This is a genomic window from Acidithiobacillus sp. M4-SHS-6 (assembly GCF_047421495.1).
In the GTDB taxonomy this organism is placed as follows: Bacteria; Pseudomonadota; Gammaproteobacteria; order Acidithiobacillales; family Acidithiobacillaceae; genus Acidithiobacillus.
On record NZ_CP175559.1, the window covers coordinates 802,761 to 818,933 of the forward strand.

18 protein-coding genes and 3 pseudogenes are annotated in these 16,173 nt (G+C 46.1%); 7 read left to right on the forward strand and 14 right to left on the reverse strand.

Translation table 11 applies throughout. The annotated features are described in order from the left end of the window. Positions 1 to 300: 300 nt before the first annotated feature. Positions 301 to 1,203, reverse strand: coding sequence for a LysR family transcriptional regulator (locus ACJU26_RS04150; RefSeq protein ID WP_414041278.1), 903 nt, complete (start codon positions 1,201 to 1,203; stop codon positions 301 to 303). Positions 1,204 to 1,235: 32 nt separating this feature from the next. Then, positions 1,236 to 1,937 (reverse strand): tellurite resistance/C4-dicarboxylate transporter family protein, encoded by a 702-nt coding sequence (locus tag ACJU26_RS04155; RefSeq protein ID WP_414041279.1) that lies wholly within the window; start codon positions 1,935 to 1,937, stop codon positions 1,236 to 1,238. Positions 1,938 to 2,114: 177 nt separating this feature from the next. On the opposite strand from ACJU26_RS04155, the gene tnpA reads away from it, so the two are divergent. The 4 genes and pseudogenes from tnpA to ACJU26_RS04175 all read left to right on the forward strand — a co-directional run. Continuing rightward, a complete protein-coding gene (tnpA, locus tag ACJU26_RS04160) occupies positions 2,115 to 2,444 on the forward strand; it encodes an IS66 family insertion sequence element accessory protein TnpA (protein ID WP_414041280.1) in 330 nt (109 codons plus the stop codon). After that, positions 2,435 to 2,782 (forward strand): IS66 family insertion sequence element accessory protein TnpB, encoded by a 348-nt coding sequence (tnpB, locus tag ACJU26_RS04165; protein WP_414041281.1) that lies wholly within the window; start codon positions 2,435 to 2,437, stop codon positions 2,780 to 2,782. Before tnpA ends, tnpB begins: the two co-directional genes overlap by 10 nt. 48 nt (positions 2,783 to 2,830) lie before the next feature. Continuing rightward, complete coding sequence (locus ACJU26_RS04170; protein ID WP_414042008.1) at positions 2,831 to 3,046, forward strand: hypothetical protein; 216 nt, start codon at positions 2,831 to 2,833, stop codon at positions 3,044 to 3,046. A 47-nt stretch (positions 3,047 to 3,093) separates the two neighbouring features. Continuing rightward, positions 3,094 to 3,202: pseudogene (locus tag ACJU26_RS04175) on the forward strand (IS1595 family transposase); the annotation flags it as partial. Between the two features lie 185 nt (positions 3,203 to 3,387). Here ACJU26_RS04175 and ACJU26_RS04180 read toward each other — a convergent pair. The 9 genes and pseudogenes from ACJU26_RS04180 to ACJU26_RS04220 all read right to left on the reverse strand — a co-directional run bounded on the left by ACJU26_RS04180 (position 3,388) and on the right by ACJU26_RS04220 (position 11,809). Next, positions 3,388 to 4,917 (reverse strand): annotated as a pseudogene (locus tag ACJU26_RS04180) (IS3 family transposase). A gap of 407 nt (positions 4,918 to 5,324) precedes the next feature. Further along, complete coding sequence (locus tag ACJU26_RS04185; RefSeq protein WP_414041282.1) at positions 5,325 to 6,386, reverse strand: HoxN/HupN/NixA family nickel/cobalt transporter; 1,062 nt, start codon at positions 6,384 to 6,386, stop codon at positions 5,325 to 5,327. Between the two features lie 349 nt (positions 6,387 to 6,735). Continuing rightward, the gene (cynS, locus tag ACJU26_RS04190) at positions 6,736 to 7,200 is read right to left on the reverse strand and encodes a cyanase (RefSeq protein WP_414041283.1); all 465 of its coding nucleotides are present in this window, start codon (positions 7,198 to 7,200) and stop codon (positions 6,736 to 6,738) included. A gap of 18 nt (positions 7,201 to 7,218) precedes the next feature. Beyond that, entirely contained in the window at positions 7,219 to 8,454 is a 1,236-nt protein-coding gene (locus ACJU26_RS04195) for an alginate export family protein (RefSeq protein ID WP_414041284.1), read from the reverse strand. Positions 8,455 to 8,490: 36 nt separating this feature from the next. Then, the gene (locus ACJU26_RS04200; RefSeq protein WP_414041285.1) at positions 8,491 to 9,393 is read right to left on the reverse strand and encodes a formate/nitrite transporter family protein; all 903 of its coding nucleotides are present in this window, start codon (positions 9,391 to 9,393) and stop codon (positions 8,491 to 8,493) included. 62 nt (positions 9,394 to 9,455) lie between these two features. Beyond that, positions 9,456 to 9,821, reverse strand: a complete 366-nt coding sequence (locus ACJU26_RS04205; RefSeq protein ID WP_414041286.1) for a DsrE family protein — start codon at positions 9,819 to 9,821, stop codon at positions 9,456 to 9,458. A gap of 26 nt (positions 9,822 to 9,847) precedes the next feature. Continuing rightward, a complete protein-coding gene (locus ACJU26_RS04210; protein ID WP_414041287.1) occupies positions 9,848 to 10,210 on the reverse strand; it encodes a hypothetical protein in 363 nt (120 codons plus the stop codon). A 28-nt stretch (positions 10,211 to 10,238) separates the two neighbouring features. Continuing rightward, a complete protein-coding gene (scnC, locus tag ACJU26_RS04215) occupies positions 10,239 to 10,934 on the reverse strand; it encodes a thiocyanate hydrolase subunit gamma (protein WP_414041288.1) in 696 nt (231 codons plus the stop codon). A gap of 44 nt (positions 10,935 to 10,978) precedes the next feature. Further along, entirely contained in the window at positions 10,979 to 11,809 is an 831-nt protein-coding gene (locus tag ACJU26_RS04220; protein WP_414041289.1) for an SH3-like domain-containing protein, read from the reverse strand. 259 nt (positions 11,810 to 12,068) lie between these two features. Here ACJU26_RS04220 and ACJU26_RS04225 point away from each other — a divergent pair, with 259 nt between their 5' ends. From ACJU26_RS04225 to ACJU26_RS04235, 3 genes and pseudogenes are all read left to right on the forward strand, one after another. Next, on the forward strand, positions 12,069 to 12,239 hold the full coding sequence (locus tag ACJU26_RS04225; protein WP_414041290.1) for a hypothetical protein: 171 nt from the start codon (positions 12,069 to 12,071) through the stop codon (positions 12,237 to 12,239). Continuing rightward, positions 12,239 to 12,421: pseudogene (locus tag ACJU26_RS04230) on the forward strand (hypothetical protein); the annotation flags it as partial. The gene ACJU26_RS04225 and the pseudogene ACJU26_RS04230, both read left to right, overlap by 1 nt. A 194-nt stretch (positions 12,422 to 12,615) precedes the next feature. Further along, positions 12,616 to 13,128 carry a hypothetical protein gene (locus ACJU26_RS04235; protein ID WP_414041291.1) on the forward strand — a complete coding sequence of 171 codons (513 nt, stop codon included), beginning with the start codon at positions 12,616 to 12,618 and terminating at the stop codon, positions 13,126 to 13,128. A gap of 473 nt (positions 13,129 to 13,601) precedes the next feature. Here ACJU26_RS04235 and ssb read toward each other — a convergent pair whose 3' ends face one another. The 3 genes from ssb to ACJU26_RS04250 are packed head-to-tail and all read right to left on the reverse strand — an operon-like array spanning position 13,602 to position 16,126. Further along, entirely contained in the window at positions 13,602 to 14,096 is a 495-nt protein-coding gene (gene ssb / locus ACJU26_RS04240; RefSeq protein ID WP_414041292.1) for a single-stranded DNA-binding protein, read from the reverse strand. 57 nt (positions 14,097 to 14,153) lie between these two features. Continuing rightward, positions 14,154 to 15,044, reverse strand: a complete 891-nt coding sequence (locus ACJU26_RS04245) for a DNA adenine methylase (RefSeq protein ID WP_414041293.1) — start codon at positions 15,042 to 15,044, stop codon at positions 14,154 to 14,156. Next, the gene (locus ACJU26_RS04250) at positions 15,041 to 16,126 is read right to left on the reverse strand and encodes a hypothetical protein (protein ID WP_414041294.1); all 1,086 of its coding nucleotides are present in this window, start codon (positions 16,124 to 16,126) and stop codon (positions 15,041 to 15,043) included. The genes ACJU26_RS04245 and ACJU26_RS04250 overlap by 4 nt, the downstream gene beginning before the upstream one ends. Between the last annotated feature and the right edge of the window lie 47 nt (positions 16,127 to 16,173).

A 16,173-nucleotide genomic window follows, 5' to 3' on the forward strand; every position in this document is an offset into this window, starting at 1 on the left:
GAACTGGGGCGCGAGCCCTGATCAAGCGACCAGTTTTGGCATACGTGGTAGAAATAAGTAATGAATTGCTTATTTCTACCCTACAGGAACAAAGTAAGACCGAAATAATGGCACCGTCAACAGAACTTGGGGATATTGTCCGGGTGGCGTCAGGGCCCTGTCACTTTCATAGTAAAGATCAGATCGTTCACTAGCTACGGAGTCACCAATCCAAACGCCAAAGAAATAAGCCATACCACGGCGTCATCACTTCAAGGAGATATTAGAACTTATTACCCAAATGGCTTGGTGAAAAGTGAATCAAAAGTTATCCATTGAACAAATCTCTATCGCTGTCTCGGCAAATTGTTGGGAAGCTTTACTTTTATAAGCAGATCGGTTTCTAAACATAACTACCTCACATCTAGGCAAAGGCAAAGTCACTTCACTATAAAAAGAGTTGTCCATATGAACAATCTTTTCAGGCAAATAAGACGCAAACTTTCCGCTTTTAACAATGGTTAAAATTGCAGAAATTGAATTTGTCTCAATTATTGGCGTGATTTTCTTATCATTCAAAATAAAAAATGAATCAATTAAACGACGTAGCGCAAAGTCACGGTTTAGTAAAACAATCGGGTATTGTTCCGCAATGGCTACCCACTCTCTACTCATTTCATGACCAATCCATTCTTTTGAAGCAAAAAAACAAATCTTTTGGCCACCAACAACTAATTTGTCGACGTTGAAATTATGTATAAATGGCATAGATATATTATTAAACCCAAAACCAATATCAATTTTTTCATCATGCAGCAAGACAAATATCTTATCTTGATATTTTTCGATTAAAGAAAAAAAAATGCCAGGATATTGCTCATTAAACTTTCTTATGATATTTGAGACCGGGTAGATAAGTGGTGGCACAGCAGCGACCTTAACCACACCTGTATTTAACGATGGAAGATCAACGATAGAACGTTCACCTTCCGACAGTATTTTCATTGCTTCGGTAACATATTTAAGATATACCTCTCCGGAATCAGTAAGCTTAACATGTCGGCTAGAACGATCAATAAGCTTAACACTCAGGGCTTCTTCTAACATTAATATTTGCTGTGACAATGCTGGTTGAGAAACATATAACGCCTCAGAGGCACGAGAAAAACTACCGTGTTTGGATACGGCAATGAAATATTGGATCTGACGAATAGTTATAGTCATAACAAGCCATCCATAAGAAAAAATATACTAATTCACCAAATAATTATACGAAAAATCTTATGCATTAATCCATAGAACGTCAAAGACCAAACCAATATAGATAAAACGAAAAAAACTAGACCTAAATAACTTAAAAATTTTAAATTCATATTTTGTGCTAGCAAAACTGTGTTAAGACTATACATTCCAAGAGGGAAAACTACCGCCCAATAATCTGGAGCATAACCAATAGGAGATTTTTTACTGAAAAGTTTCCAGAACGCTAGAACGGCTAATAGAGGAATCCATGTTGTAACAATTATCCAGAAAGTAAACGTAATAAACTTTATAAAAGGAATAAGACTCGCGAAAAAATAAATTTTGAATACATCCATCATAATCATGATTCCTGTCAAAGAAGAAATTGCCATCGCACCCATACAGATAAAGTAGGAAGGATCAAGATCGTTTTCAGAAAAGGTAAGGTATGAGAAACGATAAATAATAAGTATTATTATCCAAATAAAAAATATACCACCTAAAATCCATAACGACAAGGCTATAAAATTTAGTTCTGCACGAAAAAAACTTATCGCATGAGATGCTATTAATATAGTTAAAATAACTATAGACTGAATTGCAACTACAAACAACAACCAATTACCCGATATATTACTTTCAAATAATGATACAGAATCCGTTGCCATGACCATGGCAAAATAATTAGGAGAAAGATATTGAACAGATTGCTTCATATTTTCTATCCTAAGTTTTATAATTATATTAGCACACAAGAATAATATCAATTACAGGAAATTTAGTGAGTTTATTATACCATGCCTTAACGAAATTTTGTAAGCGTCTAAGCAACCCACCTTTTTATTTTTTCTGACCTGGCCGATCCTGATCCGCATTCAGCGAGGAGGATGGAGATGACGAAGGAAGAGAAGGTAGCTTATTGGCGACAACGAGTGGATGCCTTTCAGGCGAGTGGTCTATCGGTGAAGCATTTTTGTGCGCAGGCAGGTTATTGCCGTAGCGACCTTGCATTACTGGCGCAAGCGCTTTGCTGCGCTATCGCCATCGCCTTCTCTGGCCGCCTTCCACAAGGCTTTGTGCCGGTGACGCTGGCCCCGGTCAGGACGGCTGATGCCGTGGTCGACATTCAGCTTTTGTCAGGTCGGCATCTAAAGCTGGCGGCGCCGGTGGATGCTGCCTGGCTGCACACTCTGGTGCGGGTGCTTGAAAGCCCATGTGGCTGAATGCAGGCAGTCGCATCTGGCTCGCAGCAACGCCCGTGGATATGCGTCTGGGTTTTGATGGGTTGGCCGCTCGGGTGCAGGGGATATTGGCGGCAGATCCCTTTTGCGGTCACGCCTTTGTGTTTCGCAACCGCCGGGGCGATCGCCTGAAATTGTTGCTCTGGGATGGACTGGGGTTCTGGTTGCTGTATCGCCGTCTGGATCAGGGGCGATTGCACTGGCCACGAACCGATTCGGGGGCTGTGGAACTTTCCGCAGCGCAGTGGGCGATGCTGGTGGAGGGGTGCCCGTGGACGCCGTTGCCAGCCCTGGAAAAATGCACGCCCACATTGCTCTAACTGGATGAATTGCTGGTATAAAGTTCCTGTTTCTGGTACTATTTTTCCATGATTTCAAAGACTCCGATGCCCCTTCCCAGCAGCCCGGACGCCCTGCGCGATCTGGTGCTGAACCAGCTACAGAAGCAGGAAGAAAAAGAAGCGGAATGGGCAGAACGTAGCCATATCATCGCCCAACAGCAAGCGGTGATTGCCCAGCGCGGTGCTGCCCTGGCCCGGAAAGATCGTAAACGTTCAGCCAACCCGCAAGGGTGGGTTGGCTGAACGTTTACGAAATTTTGACAGGAATGCGAATCCTTTATACGAGCAGAAGGGTGCAGGGCGATGATGCCTATCCTGGGAGGAGAACGCAATGGTAGCAAATCTGGGCAGGGTTCCGAAAACAAAGTGCTCTTTGTGGCGGCGGTCTCGGTCGATAATTAGGAGCGTTCTCTCTACACACGATTCACCCTCATTGAGGGGTTTATTAGCCCAGCCCAACGAACGCGGGGCGCAGCTGCATACTGGGTACGCAATGTCAGGTTCCCACCGATGGTTTGTTTTCATTCAAAGGTATCGCCGATGCAGGCGGTGTCTGTCAAGGTAGTTGTCGCGTCACCCATTTTTTAAGCAGCCTTTTTATCCTGTCGCTGCGGGTTCAGATCTACCGCACCGATCGGTGTCTGACCAGCGCGCCGGATTTCTTGCCTGGGCCGCCTCATAGAGGGCATGACGTTTCGCCAGCAGTGCATGATCCTCGCCCCGGTGACGCTGAGCCGGGGTGACAAAGCGAATGCGGCTGTGACGATGCTCCTGGTTGTACCAGGCGATGAAGTCACGTACCCAGCGTCGCGCTGCATCCAGGTTTTCAAAGCCGTTTTCTGGCCATTGCGGACAGTATTTCAGCGTTCGGAATAGCGACTCGGAATAGGGATTGTCGTTACTCACCCGTGGTCGGCCCCGGGATGGGGTGATCCCCAGATCATAGAGCTTAGCCAGCAGGGTCGATGATTTCATCGGGGTGCCATTGTCGGAGTGTAAGACCAATGGCTGCCGCCCGCATTGCTCCGCCGTAAAGCCCCTCTGGATGAGCGCAGCAGCATGGTCCCCGCTCTCCTCTGCATGGACCTCCCAGGCCACCGCCTTGCGGCTGTAAAGGTCCTCAAAGAGGTAGAGATAATAGTACTGCCCACGCACCAGCGACGGCAGATACGTGATGTCCCATGACCAGACGGGATTGGCTGCGGTGGCCGTATGGGTGGTGGGCAGCTTCACCTTACGGGGTGGGTGGGCACGACCACGCCGTGCGCCCATACCTTCGGCCTTGAGAATCCGGTAGAAGGTGGATTCGGATGCCAGATAAACCCCCTCATCTGCCAGCCGTGGCACCATCTGGGTCGGTGGCAGGTGTGCGGTATCCGGACGATGACAGGCCTCCAACACCGCCCGCACCTCCGCTTCACTCAGCTTGTTGCTGGGTGCCGGTCGTTCGACCGTGGTGCGGGCATCTGTCTTGACCACTCCCGACTCCTCTGTCCATCGCTGGACGGTGCGTAATGATAAGCCTGCTTTTGCGCAGGCCCGCGACCAGCGGGCGCCACCGTCAGCCGCTTCCTGTATCCAGGCGACGTATTGTTGCCGCTCCGGGACCGGGGTTAATCTTCCCCGGCGTCGTCCCCCCAGAGGGCGTTCAATTTTTTTCGCAAGATCAACAGCGCAGCCGCCTCGGCTAACGCCTTGTCTTTGCGACGCAGTTCCCGCTCCATCTCACGAATCCGTTTCTGGTCTACACGGGCTTGCGCACCCGCTGTCTGTTTCTGTTGGGTGGCGGCCAGTTGCCCAACGATACAAGCTTGTTTCCAAGCTTTTACCTGGTCTGGATACAGCCCTTTCTCCCGACAATATTCGCTCAACTCCACCTCTGACAGCAGGGCCGTTTCCACCACCGCAGCCAATTTGGACTCGGCAGACCAGCCCTCTGCCGTTTTCTTGGTCACTGCACTCATCGTTCCACTCGCCATCGCCTGCTTGCGCCAATGGTACAGCGTAACATCAGAAATCCCTTCCTGTTTGGCCAGTTCCGCCACGGACAAACTGGTGGGCGGCAACATCTTCTGCAATACCGCAGCCTTCCGTTCTACTGAATAAACCTTCATTTCCATAGCCCACTTTCCGCCCCCTTACTTCGTGTTACTCCATTTCAGAGAGGCGACAACTAGGCTGACACCGGGGGCAGGGCGGGTGCACATACAGTGTGCGTCGCAGGTTGTTCGCGCAAGAAGTCTCAGGATTTGTCAAAGTCAAAGTTCTAATGGGACAACACCATACAGTGCTGGGCAACTTCAAAACCAGCATTTCCGGCGCGTACCATGCCTTTTTTAGGTTTCTGAAATATGCACAACGCCACCACTCGACTATCACCTATTGGTTTAGCTGATTTGACCAGGCAGTTTTACATCTACATTTTATCCCTGCCGTCATCAACACCGCTCATCTTCCATAGCAATGTCTTCGCTCAGCGGAATCATGGTGCTAGTCAGGATAATTCATAGCCAATACTTGATCATACCGAGGAACCATTTTCCTGAATAGAATCGTAGTTCTTGGCTTTATATATGATAGTAGATGTAATCCACACTAACAGAAAAATAGCAGCAACAGACAGTCCAATATAACCAAAATTGCCATTAAGAAAGTCGAAAATATGTCTTAAAACTCCATGAATGTGTAGCTCATCTACAAGCATGTCAATAGATTCAATACCACCAATAATAATAGCCAAAATTACAGAAACAATAGTTATTACAAGATTATAATATAGCTTCCTGACTGGCTTGATAAAAGCCCATCCATAAGCACCGAGCATCATCACCCCATCTGTACTATCCATAAGGGTCATCCCAGCAGAAAAAAGCATCGGAAAAATTAACAACAAAAATATGTTCATTCCTTCAGCCGCTTGAGTTGCTACAACACTTAACAGCATAACCTCAGTGGCAGTATCAAATCCCAAACCAAATAAAAAACCTATGGGGAGCATATGCCAACTTTTTGTAACCATTTTAAAAGCGCGACGGAAAATACGAGACATAAGACCTCTTTTATTTAATAGTTCTTCTATGCTGTTTTCATGATAAATTCCTGTCCTGGTTAACTGATTGAAATGCATATATGTGCTTTTGGCTATTATTAAGTTAATATAGGCCATAATAAAAAGGAAAAGGGCAGATACACTTGTTCCAATTATCCCCGCTACATTATTAATATGTCCAGAGGCAGAAGTTCCCAAAAGAGTTAGGCCAATGATAAGCGTAGCAAGAAAAAGGACAGAAGAATGTCCCATAGAAAAATATAGTCCGATAGTAACTGGCTTTTTTTTAACCTGCATAAACTTTCGGGTAACATTATCAATCGCAGCAATATGATCAGCATCAAAAGCATGTTTAAGCCCAAATAGAAATGCCAATCCAGTGGTTGACATTAATAAGGCGTTAAAACGAAAGAAATAAAATGCCAACCCCCAGGCAATAATATTGTATGCAAGCAATCCTGAGTATAAAAAACTTAACTTCCTACCGAATAGACTCATAACAAATGAATTTATTTTAATAGTTAGTTTATACATAACTATAAACCTCTTTAGTTTCTATAAGGAGGGGAGTAGGCAGTAATCTGCCAAAAGAGTAATCTAACACCATTGCGGCAGGCAGTTAACATCTCATGCCTCAAATAATCAGTCGAAATGAACACTGCTACATTAGAAAAAAACAGCAGAAATCGCACTATCTACAGATGAAAAGCAAGCCCTAGTGTTACACCAAAAAGGGTTCAGATATGCCAATAATATGATAGTGGCTGTTTCAACATTTACAGTTACAATATCTTAATCATAGCGCAGTTAATCTGTGCTCTATGACTTTGACTAACCATTTATTGTTAACAGTTAAACAGCCACATAAATTCAGAGTCGAAATTCACTCTAGGTCTGGATATTTCAAATGCTTGCCATCTATGATAACTTTTATTCTATCCCCTCTTGGATCATTTACCTTTTCAATAGAAATATAACAATCAATAGCACTCATTATCCCATCTCCAAAATTTTCATGGATCAACTCTTTTAAAGCAGTTCCATAAACTTGTAACAACTCATAAAAACGGTACAATGTCGGATCTTTTGGAATTAGCTCATTTATTGCCCCACGATACGGAACTTCTTGTAAGACAAGCGTTTCTAACTTTGACAAATTAAATAGACTAGCTACCTTAACAGCTTTTTCAGATGTAAATGGCATTTGACCTAATAGGGCAGCTGTGCACTGTGCAATATTTGAAATACCAAGTTTCTGTGCAATCTCACTCCAAGTTAATTGAAGCTCTCTCTTGCCGTTGATGATTTTTCGTGTAACAATTTGTCTGTCTATCATTTCATCTTGCATAAATCACCTCCATTAAGTCTAACCAGCGAATTTTAAATCGCAAAATACCCATCCAGCCTGCGTATTTCTTAGCACATTTGTACTGGTAACAAAATCTGCATACTGTGCGCCTACATTCAAATAATGTGTAAGCTTATCTATAACCGATAGATCTACTTCATGTCCAAACGCTTTATTTTTATAAGCTGAACGAAAATTATAATACCTTGCCATAAGGCCTAGACCATCAATATTACCTTTGACAGTGAAATATGCACTTTTTAATCCAGATTGGGGGGTCGTTAGAAATACATCCGCCCAACCATTAAATAAGTGTTTAGTTGCTAATGGTGTTTGAAATCCATAAGTACCTGTTGAATTGGAACCCATAAGCATATAATCCGCACCAAGCATAAAAGATTTATATTTTAGATAAGCCCCACCATGCAAATAATGGGCATTTACTAAGCTACTACCGCCATCATATGGTAGTTGTTTAGCATATGTTACTCTATATTTAAGAGCAATATTGTTACTCAATTTTGCTAGACCCGTTGCTCTAGCCCCTAATATTTGGTCATTACAGGACCTAATACCAGGCAAACCGCATGCCGGGGCACCAGGTATTATTGATTTTGACTGATTACCGTACCAATACCCAAACAAATTAATATTTATTAACTTTATTGGTTTAACTGTTGCCTCGATCACAAAGGACTTTGTGGGCTCGATTTGATTTAGAATATTCTTGATTCTCCAAATATAAGCGCCATATAATCCAATATCATTATTGAGGTTATAGTTTAAAGAAATGGCATCATAGCTTTGAGGGGTTTGAAAAAAATTAACATTACCAATAAACCTTGAATCATCTAGTACAATTTCCTGCCGGCCAACCCTTATATACGAGTTTAAAGGCATTTGATATTGCAGATAAAACTGATTCACACCAGTTTCCTCAGGATCTGGAATAATAGTATAGCTAGATTTTCCATTCAAGATGCTATTATACTTATTCATTATGCCAGCAACATTTATAAATTGTACATATGCACTTAACCCGTAGACTGGTGCTGTTTTGAGACCAAGCATAGTCCTTATAGTAAAAGCATGGGACGGCCTAAGGCCTTCTTGTTGGGCGAATTCGTAACGGGGTCTAAACTGAAATGTATATGTACCATGTTTTAGGAATGATCCAACTGAGTCAGCATAGCAAATCTGGCCACTAACAGCTGAGACAGTAATTATACATATAATCGCGATATTTTTATTCATAAAAACTCCAAAATTTGAGCTATGCGGCGCTTTATATTATATGGTGTCTTTTTTATAGTATTTAGCGATAGCCATAAATAATATTGCTATAAAGAGTGTGCCTCCAACCCAATTTCCACACCAACTAATTAATTCATTTCTAGCCAATCCATAATGACCAAAACCCCAAGTTATATTTACAATATGTTCTGGCTTTATAGTTGAGTTATTATGTAGAGCTGCAATATATCTATTTTGCATTAATAAAGGTAAACCAATAAATCCAATATTAGCTATGCAATGCTCTGTCATACCACCAACAAATGCAAGAGGGCCATACCAAGCCATAACCATTTTACCAACATCAGTCCGAGATTTAATATAAAGAAAATATCCAAGCTGTAATAACCACGTGCAAATTATCCCCATGCAAAAAACGGATAATCCAGAAGGAATAACTTTTGATAAGCCTATCATGTGTGCCCGCATTAAAAAAACAGGCATTGCATAATCACCAGGACCAACGGCTATAATCCCTATAAATATAAATGCACCTATTACATTACCGACCCATCCAAGTAACAAATAACCGATGTACCCTTGTAAAGACATTTTTTTCCGCCACAGCGCAATAAAACCTGCAGCCATATCAGAAGTTATTAATGATGAATTGGAAACCATGATAATAACAAAAGAAAAACCAAAGACAAAACCACTGGCTAAATTAGCCCATCCTGGATACGGAATGCCAGCTCCCACTGATACAGCTAGCATTACGCCAAACATAACCATTGCACCGCCAGAAATTGACTGCCAAAAAAAACCAATCGGATTTCTCCACTTACAAACGGCCATGGTGCACATAATCTCTAAAGTAGCCACTATACTCTTAGGCTCTAGTAATTCACTTGTATATCTACCTCTTTCATTATCTACATCAATTGTATTATTTGTATCCATTTCTTAAGCCTCCAATCGATGTTATTCACAGACTTACTAGATTGTGAACGGTGTAATCAAGATTAACCTTCAGATATAATATGGTCAGCCCACTCACAACTTGGGACAAATGTTTCAGGAGATCCGGGGAAAGCCCCTGCCGCTTCTATGTCTTCAGATGAAATACCTCTTGCTCGTGAGCAAGCCCCACAAATTTCAATGCGAATTCCTAATTGTAGAGTTTCTAACCATTGTTCAGAAACTGGAGGCCAGCCTACTGGTATTAATGACTCTCTTACTTTTGGCCTTACCAACGTTGTAGCTTCGCCTAACAAAAACATTCGGACTTCATTACCTGCCCGAGCTAATGCATTCCCGTGGCCAAAAATCATTGCCGCACGAGTTGGGTCATCACTTCCCCATGTCGACTTCATAAAATATCTTTTCATTGTTTTCTCCTTACTATCATGATATGTTAATAAGTATTAAGCCTTTTCTTAACTTCATCCAACTTCGTTTCCAGTTCAGTTTCTGAAATTATTCCCCTTTTAACGAAGGAGTGTGCCAATGCTAACAACTGTTTTTCGGGATAAGGAACATCTGCATATTCATTAGCACAAAGCTCATCCTCTTCATTTCTACGCACAGTAAGTGGTAGCTCACAGTTTCTTTTGTCTAGTGCATCACACATTCCATCCAAGCTACTCTTCCATGGTGGAGTTGGATTAGAAACACCATACTTATCTGCCAATTGCGCCCAGTACTGTTTCTTGTCTGTAGAAATTTTTTTGAGTAACTGGTATTTTTTAACATTCGTCATGCTTTGATTCGCATCCATGTTCATACCTCCTACAATTAAACCTTATTCAATGAGAATGTTCGACTGGATGTGTTGCTTGGTGTATAAATTTGCTAGCGTCTTTGGTTACACCCGGCCTAGGTAGTGCGACTCCTATCATACAATCCCTTGTAACTATCTCGGCCAACTGCTCTTCGGTCCAACCATCTGTTCCTTGAGGCCGAACTGGAAGCACAAGAAAACGATGTTTTTGATTGGAATCTTCCACACGTATTTCTACTTCATTTGATAACTGTAACCCAAACTCAGATAGTACTTGACGTGGCCATCGTACTATCCTACGCCGATAATTTGGAGTTCGATACCATTCAGGTGAATTACCAAGAATTGGTCGTGGGTAACAAGAACATAGAGTACATACGACTACATGATGCAATGTAGGGGTATCCTCTAATACATGTAGGGCTGTAAAATCACTAGGAGTACCAAAATTCGTCGGATCAAGCCAATCTATCCCTACCTCTTTGCTGGCGGCTATAGCATCATTTAGTGCCAGTCGTTTAAAATCTTGGTCCATCCAGGCCTTTGCCACTAAACGCGCAGCAGGTAGAGGCCCAATGTTTTCCGCAAACTCCGTAAATCGCCTATGATCTTCTGCAGAAAATAACCCCTTTTCAATAGCCAGCTCTCGTACAGCCACTTCTAAAGCCTCAAAGTCGCTAACCTCTTCAACCATTGGGGCAGGTTTATGATTCTCAGCCATCTCTTTTCTCCTATATTGCTTCAAGCTATCAATATAACTATAACTTAAGCAGCTTCAATCCATCTCTCGGAAACCTCTGTCTGCACCGAATCTTTAGTGTATGGTGATGTATCACCCCACAATTCATTCATGTTAAACCTAACAATATAAAACCACTCAGGTTTTTGATCATGCCTATCCCAGGCCTCATCTTCTGGTGCCAAACTCTCATACGAGACTTTTTCAATGATTCCTTCTGCACCACGTATATATTCTTGCGTTCTTGTGTAGAATAAACTTGGAAAACTCTTTATTCTCACCTTGTCTCCTTGCTTAAACTTTGGTTTTTTCGCTTTTCCAGTGAAACATTGTGGATCGCCTATTCCTGGTGCTGCTGTTATATGATGATTTCTCTTAACTTTCTCCATATTGGCTTTTCCTGCTTCTTTTATTTTTCTTTTACTAAGTTCACTGTATTTCATTTTTTTTACTTCATCAAATCTTTCTAATAACTCTCCTAGTGTAACATGTTTTTTCTCAACTAAAACCCGTGCTGCCGCTAGCAGCCAACGTCCATAATACGGGAAACCCAGATAAACTGTTCTGCCTAAATCCACATTCTGCATTCGCCTCCGTTCTTCTGAAACCCAAATGCCTCTCCAACCTAAACACTCACAGGTTACATATGTATTGAGCTCCCATTGCTCCTCTTGCTTTAGTTCATATCTGATTGGAATATCAGGCTCCCCACCTACATCATGTGATGTTTTCATATATGCTCTAAATCTTGTATGGTCAATGGCATCCGGATATGGTGCATGCTGTGCATCATGTAGTGCTGGTTGCAATTGTGCAACAAGGTCTAAACTTGCTCTAAAGTCGTTACGTGAGTTCATTATAATAACCTCCTTTACTCATAGAACTGAATGCCCAATGTTTCGAAATCCTCTGTACTCTTTTTAACTCTGTTTTGTATAATCTAGCCATTTGTTCCTATTTATTCCAAGTTTTTTTTCTAATAGAATTTATTCGATTTAACTATAGTAGCGAAGTCTGTAGAAGACGATGAGACGCTGCTAATGCTATAGGGTGGTTCGATAAACTCCCCAATTTCCAGTAAAACGCAGGGAGGTTGATCAGTCAGGGAGAGAGGCCATGGCAGGACTGATAGGGCAAAGCGGATTATTCCCCGGAGACCGTCGGTTACGGGAGATGGACTTACTGGGGGATGGGCTACCGCTGCTGGACCGGATTATTCCCTGGGAACGATTCCGTCCCATTCTGGAGAGTGTGCCCCATTCCACTTCCGACTTATGGAGTATGTGATGGCCCAACGTAATTCCAAAATCAGCCTCAAACCAGGCAAATCCCGGGCGGCCCTGAAGATCACCCATCCCAACGCTGTGGGTATCGACATAGGCAGCGCCTCCCACTATGTCGCGGTGCCTGCGGATCGGGATGACGAGACGGTACGGGAGTTTGCCAGTTTCACGGAGGATCTGGAGGCCCCCCGAGTTCGACAGTTCATCGGCAAAAATCGGCAATTTCGTAACGCCGCCCCAGCATTCATAGGGGTTTCAGCGCGATTTTTCTGAAATACGTGTGGTGGCACGTTTCTGTTCCATGCATCTTTTAGGGACACCGCATCATCGCCCTCCGGGCGGATCAGGCAGAACTGTTCAACGACTGTGAACGGACGGGCATGACCTTTGCCATTGGCGGGCGCTTGGATGCCCCCACCCTGGCGGCCATTGCCACCATTCCCGAAACGGCTTGGGCCCCGTATGCCGACTGTGCCGTGGCGGAGACGGTGCAGAGCATGGAGCATACGGAGAAAGCCTTTCGGCTGATCGTGGTTCGCTATCGGCATCAGGCGGAGCTTCTGGAAGAGGACCGGCCCCGCTACCATGTCATTGCCAGCAACCGTTCGGGCAGTACCGCCGATGTGCTGGTCTGGAACCTCCAGCGCGGCGAATGCTCCGAGAATGGCATCAAGGATCTCAAAATCGGCTTTGGGATGGAGCACATGCCCTGTGGGCAGGAGGGCGCCAATGCTGCGTTTTCCGGATCGGGGTCATCGCCCACAATCTCTTCGTGCTCTTCAAACACGCGGCCCTCGCCGAAGGCTGGCAACGGCATCGCATCGCCACCGTGCGCTGGCGGCTGTTTCAGATGCCAGGCCGACTCGTCCGCCATGCCGGGCGCTGGGTGCTGAAGGTCGCTGCTACGCATCTCACCCCATTCACCACCATCCGCAGCCGTACCACGGCCTGGTTACACGATCCCACCCCTTGAACATCGGGATCCCCTCGAAAAAAGGATGATCGCGGACAGCGCGAGGAAGAAGACTGGTCTGCACCTGAAAATGTGGGGGATCTCCTGGGTTCAGGAAGCACAGCAAGCCGAATGTTCGGTCATATCCTGCAAATTTACCGCTGCAGGGAGCCCAAAAACCCAGAATTAAAGTCACATCACGGTCCCTTGCGTGCCAGATCCCTTTATCCAATCGCGGTTTTTGGGCTAGAGACTGACAGGGCCCTGTTTGTATGCTAGATTTACAAATCGTTAATTTTCTCCATCTCGTCATGCAGAAAAGATCCGCCTATTTTTTCCTTTGCCAATAACTCAAGAAAAATCTGGAGGGCAACATGGCTTCGTTCGAATTTCATTGGGCGCTCCCTGAATGTCTTAAAAACGCACTCGATTCAGCAGCCGCCGTGGCTGGCAGATGTTTTCCGCTGTGGTGATGAACGGGATGTCGTCATCAAAATCTTCCATCGGCGCGGACCCCATGTCCCCGCCACCTCCACCGCCATGCTGTGGCGCAGGAGTGTCGCCAGCGGCCCCATCCCGGCGGCCACCGATCAACTGAAGCCGGTCCCCCACAATCTCTGTCGTGTAGCGATCCTGACCGTCCTTATCGGTCCATTTTCTGGTGCGGATACGTCCCTCGATGTACGCCTGACTTCCTTTGCGCAAAAATTCACCGGCGACTTCCGCCGTCCTCGCATAGAGTGCGACACGATGCCATTCGGTGCGCTCTTGCTTGTTCCCGTCCCGATCCTTGTAGGATTCCGACGTGGCGATGGTCATATTGGCGACGGCCGTCCCGTCGGGCATGTACCGCATCTCCGGATCCCGGCCCAGATGACCCAACAAAATCACTTTATTCACGCCTGCCATGATTTTCTCCTTGTTTACGATCCGTCCTGTTCCGGCTCGGTATAGATCGGGCGCGGGTCAAACCGCACACAGATCCAGCAGAGAACACTGGCGCGGCGCATGCCGCTCGTACCACTCCGTAAGACGCGGATTCAACCAGATCCTTTCTGTCCGCTCCCTGTCAATATCTTCCCCAGCCTGCCCTGACCGGTTCGCGTGACAGGTGTGGGCAAAATCCACAAAGGACCATCCTTGCCCGGATTCCAGATGATCTGCATATAAATCACTGGGATAACCAGAAATCGCGACGTAGGCATCACAGGCTGTGAGCACCCGAAGCAGGTTTTCATGATCCCGATCACTCATCTCGTCGGCATATTGCCCGTCTCTGCGGGTAGCCTGGAGATAAGGCGGGTCACAGTAAATCACGGCAGATGAGGTATCGAATCTCCGGATAACTGCAATGGCTTCATCGTTCTCGATCAGTGCGTACCGCAGTCGATCCCGAATCAATAGCAATTCCGTATCGATGACCGTAGCCATGGACCGAGCCTTATTGTCAAAAACTTTGGCAAAGGCCCAAGCTGGATTTTTGCGGGTGGACTCGGCGGCGAACGCGGATCTGGCGATATAGAAAAACCGGGCGGCGCGTTCGAGGTCTGGCAAGCTTGCCGGGTCCGGAATGGCCCGCCACTCATAAAACAGTTGCCGCGAGTAGGGGGTAGTCTGCAAGTACCAGATCAGTTCGTCGGTGCGGTCACGGAGCACACGAAAGAAGGTCACGATTTCGCCATTGGCATCATTGATGACCTCGATGCCGGAGGGGCGACGGGCAAAGAATACCGCCCCGCCACCAAAGAATGGCTCGACATAGGTCAGATCCCGCGACGGCGCGGGAAGCCGGGCACAAATTTCGTCAGCCAGCTTCCCCTTCCCGCCAAGCCAGGGGAATGGCGGATGTACTCTCATACGGCGGCCGCCTGCAACGCAGCCAACACTTCACGTTCACCATGCTCCCCACGCAGGTATGCCTTGCAAGTATCGAAAAGGGAGACCACCTCGCAGCCATCGGCCCGGCCAACACGCAGAACCTGCTTGCGAATATCGGCCAGGCCTCGATTGCCCAGCAGTTCACGCAGCGATGCCGCTTCAAGGGTGATTTCGTCAGTCTTCTTCAGTATTTGCAGAAGACCGAGAATGGCACGGTATTCCCTGGCCTCGGCCAGGTAAGGTATGAGCTGCTTTGCCGCGATTTGCTGGTTACCCACCTGAATCAGAAGGTCCAGGAACTCCCGCTGGCCGGCGGGCATCTCATAACTGTCATCTTCCTCTTCCAGGTCAATGCCTCCGACCGCGATGGACACCTGATCCTCCAGCGACAGTCGCTCGCTGTTGCTTCGCACCCCATGGTCTCCCCTTTCTTCAAGCGCATATTCCAGGCGAACCTCTGCTCGCGCTCCATGAAGGGTGACCTCCATCCTTTCCAGTTCCCGCAATTTCTTCTGGCGTTTTTCTCCGGAGAGATGCTTGAGCTCCGATCGTCTCTGCCGGATGGCTCTTTCCAGCGATGCTTTCGAGAACGTCGGCTCGTGTGGCAACACGGATTCCGCATCGAGCCGTTTCCGATAGATAAAATCTTCCATGGCATCGCGGGAGGCAAACCGGGTATGCACGTCAACGAATGCCGCAATATTGGGGTGCGGCACCATTGCCAGGTCGTGCTTCTCCGCGAAGTGTTGCAATGCCTTGGTGGCCGCCGTGACGGCAAGATCATGATGATCGTCGCGATGATCTGGTATAGACCATTCAGCCGTCCTGATTCTGGATTCGATGATCGCGGCTCCGCGCCGAATGGCTTCAGAGACGATCTGGTTCATCACGTGATTCTGGCGGGGTGTCAACTGGATGCTTTGCGACCAGCGCATCAGGCGGATGGCAATCTGAGCGCTGCAATCGTATCCCTTTGGAGCAAAATCACTCGCACGCAGGTCTTCCAGGAACTCCCGTGGCCCTGAAAAGAATGGGCCAAGGTCGATCAGGTAGAATGCCATGTCCCCGGTCGTGCTCCGGCTGCTGCCAGATTGGACAGGCTGAGGGT

Excerpts from the sequence above, each read along its gene's own strand:
- ACJU26_RS04150 (WP_414041278.1), bottom strand. The coding sequence starts at position 1,203 with ATGACTATAACTATTCGTCAGATCCAATATTTCATTGCCGTATCCAAA.
- ACJU26_RS04155 (WP_414041279.1), bottom strand. The coding sequence starts at position 1,937 with ATGAAGCAATCTGTTCAATATCTTTCTCCTAATTATTTTGCCATGGTC.
- tnpA (WP_414041280.1), top strand. The coding sequence starts at position 2,115 with ATGACGAAGGAAGAGAAGGTAGCTTATTGGCGACAACGAGTGGATGCC.
- tnpB (WP_414041281.1), top strand. The coding sequence starts at position 2,435 with ATGTGGCTGAATGCAGGCAGTCGCATCTGGCTCGCAGCAACGCCCGTG.
- ACJU26_RS04170 (WP_414042008.1), top strand. The coding sequence starts at position 2,831 with ATGATTTCAAAGACTCCGATGCCCCTTCCCAGCAGCCCGGACGCCCTG.
- ACJU26_RS04185 (WP_414041282.1), bottom strand. The coding sequence starts at position 6,386 with ATGTATAAACTAACTATTAAAATAAATTCATTTGTTATGAGTCTATTC.
- cynS (WP_414041283.1), bottom strand. The coding sequence starts at position 7,200 with ATGCAAGATGAAATGATAGACAGACAAATTGTTACACGAAAAATCATC.
- ACJU26_RS04195 (WP_414041284.1), bottom strand. The coding sequence starts at position 8,454 with ATGAATAAAAATATCGCGATTATATGTATAATTACTGTCTCAGCTGTT.
- ACJU26_RS04200 (WP_414041285.1), bottom strand. The coding sequence starts at position 9,393 with ATGGATACAAATAATACAATTGATGTAGATAATGAAAGAGGTAGATAT.
- ACJU26_RS04205 (WP_414041286.1), bottom strand. The coding sequence starts at position 9,821 with ATGAAAAGATATTTTATGAAGTCGACATGGGGAAGTGATGACCCAACT.
- ACJU26_RS04210 (WP_414041287.1), bottom strand. The coding sequence starts at position 10,210 with ATGGATGCGAATCAAAGCATGACGAATGTTAAAAAATACCAGTTACTC.
- scnC (WP_414041288.1), bottom strand. The coding sequence starts at position 10,934 with ATGGCTGAGAATCATAAACCTGCCCCAATGGTTGAAGAGGTTAGCGAC.
- ACJU26_RS04220 (WP_414041289.1), bottom strand. The coding sequence starts at position 11,809 with ATGAACTCACGTAACGACTTTAGAGCAAGTTTAGACCTTGTTGCACAA.
- ACJU26_RS04225 (WP_414041290.1), top strand. The coding sequence starts at position 12,069 with ATGGCAGGACTGATAGGGCAAAGCGGATTATTCCCCGGAGACCGTCGG.
- ACJU26_RS04235 (WP_414041291.1), top strand. The coding sequence starts at position 12,616 with ATGACCTTTGCCATTGGCGGGCGCTTGGATGCCCCCACCCTGGCGGCC.
- ssb (WP_414041292.1), bottom strand. The coding sequence starts at position 14,096 with ATGGCAGGCGTGAATAAAGTGATTTTGTTGGGTCATCTGGGCCGGGAT.
- ACJU26_RS04245 (WP_414041293.1), bottom strand. The coding sequence starts at position 15,044 with ATGAGAGTACATCCGCCATTCCCCTGGCTTGGCGGGAAGGGGAAGCTG.
- ACJU26_RS04250 (WP_414041294.1), bottom strand. The coding sequence starts at position 16,126 with ATGGCATTCTACCTGATCGACCTTGGCCCATTCTTTTCAGGGCCACGG.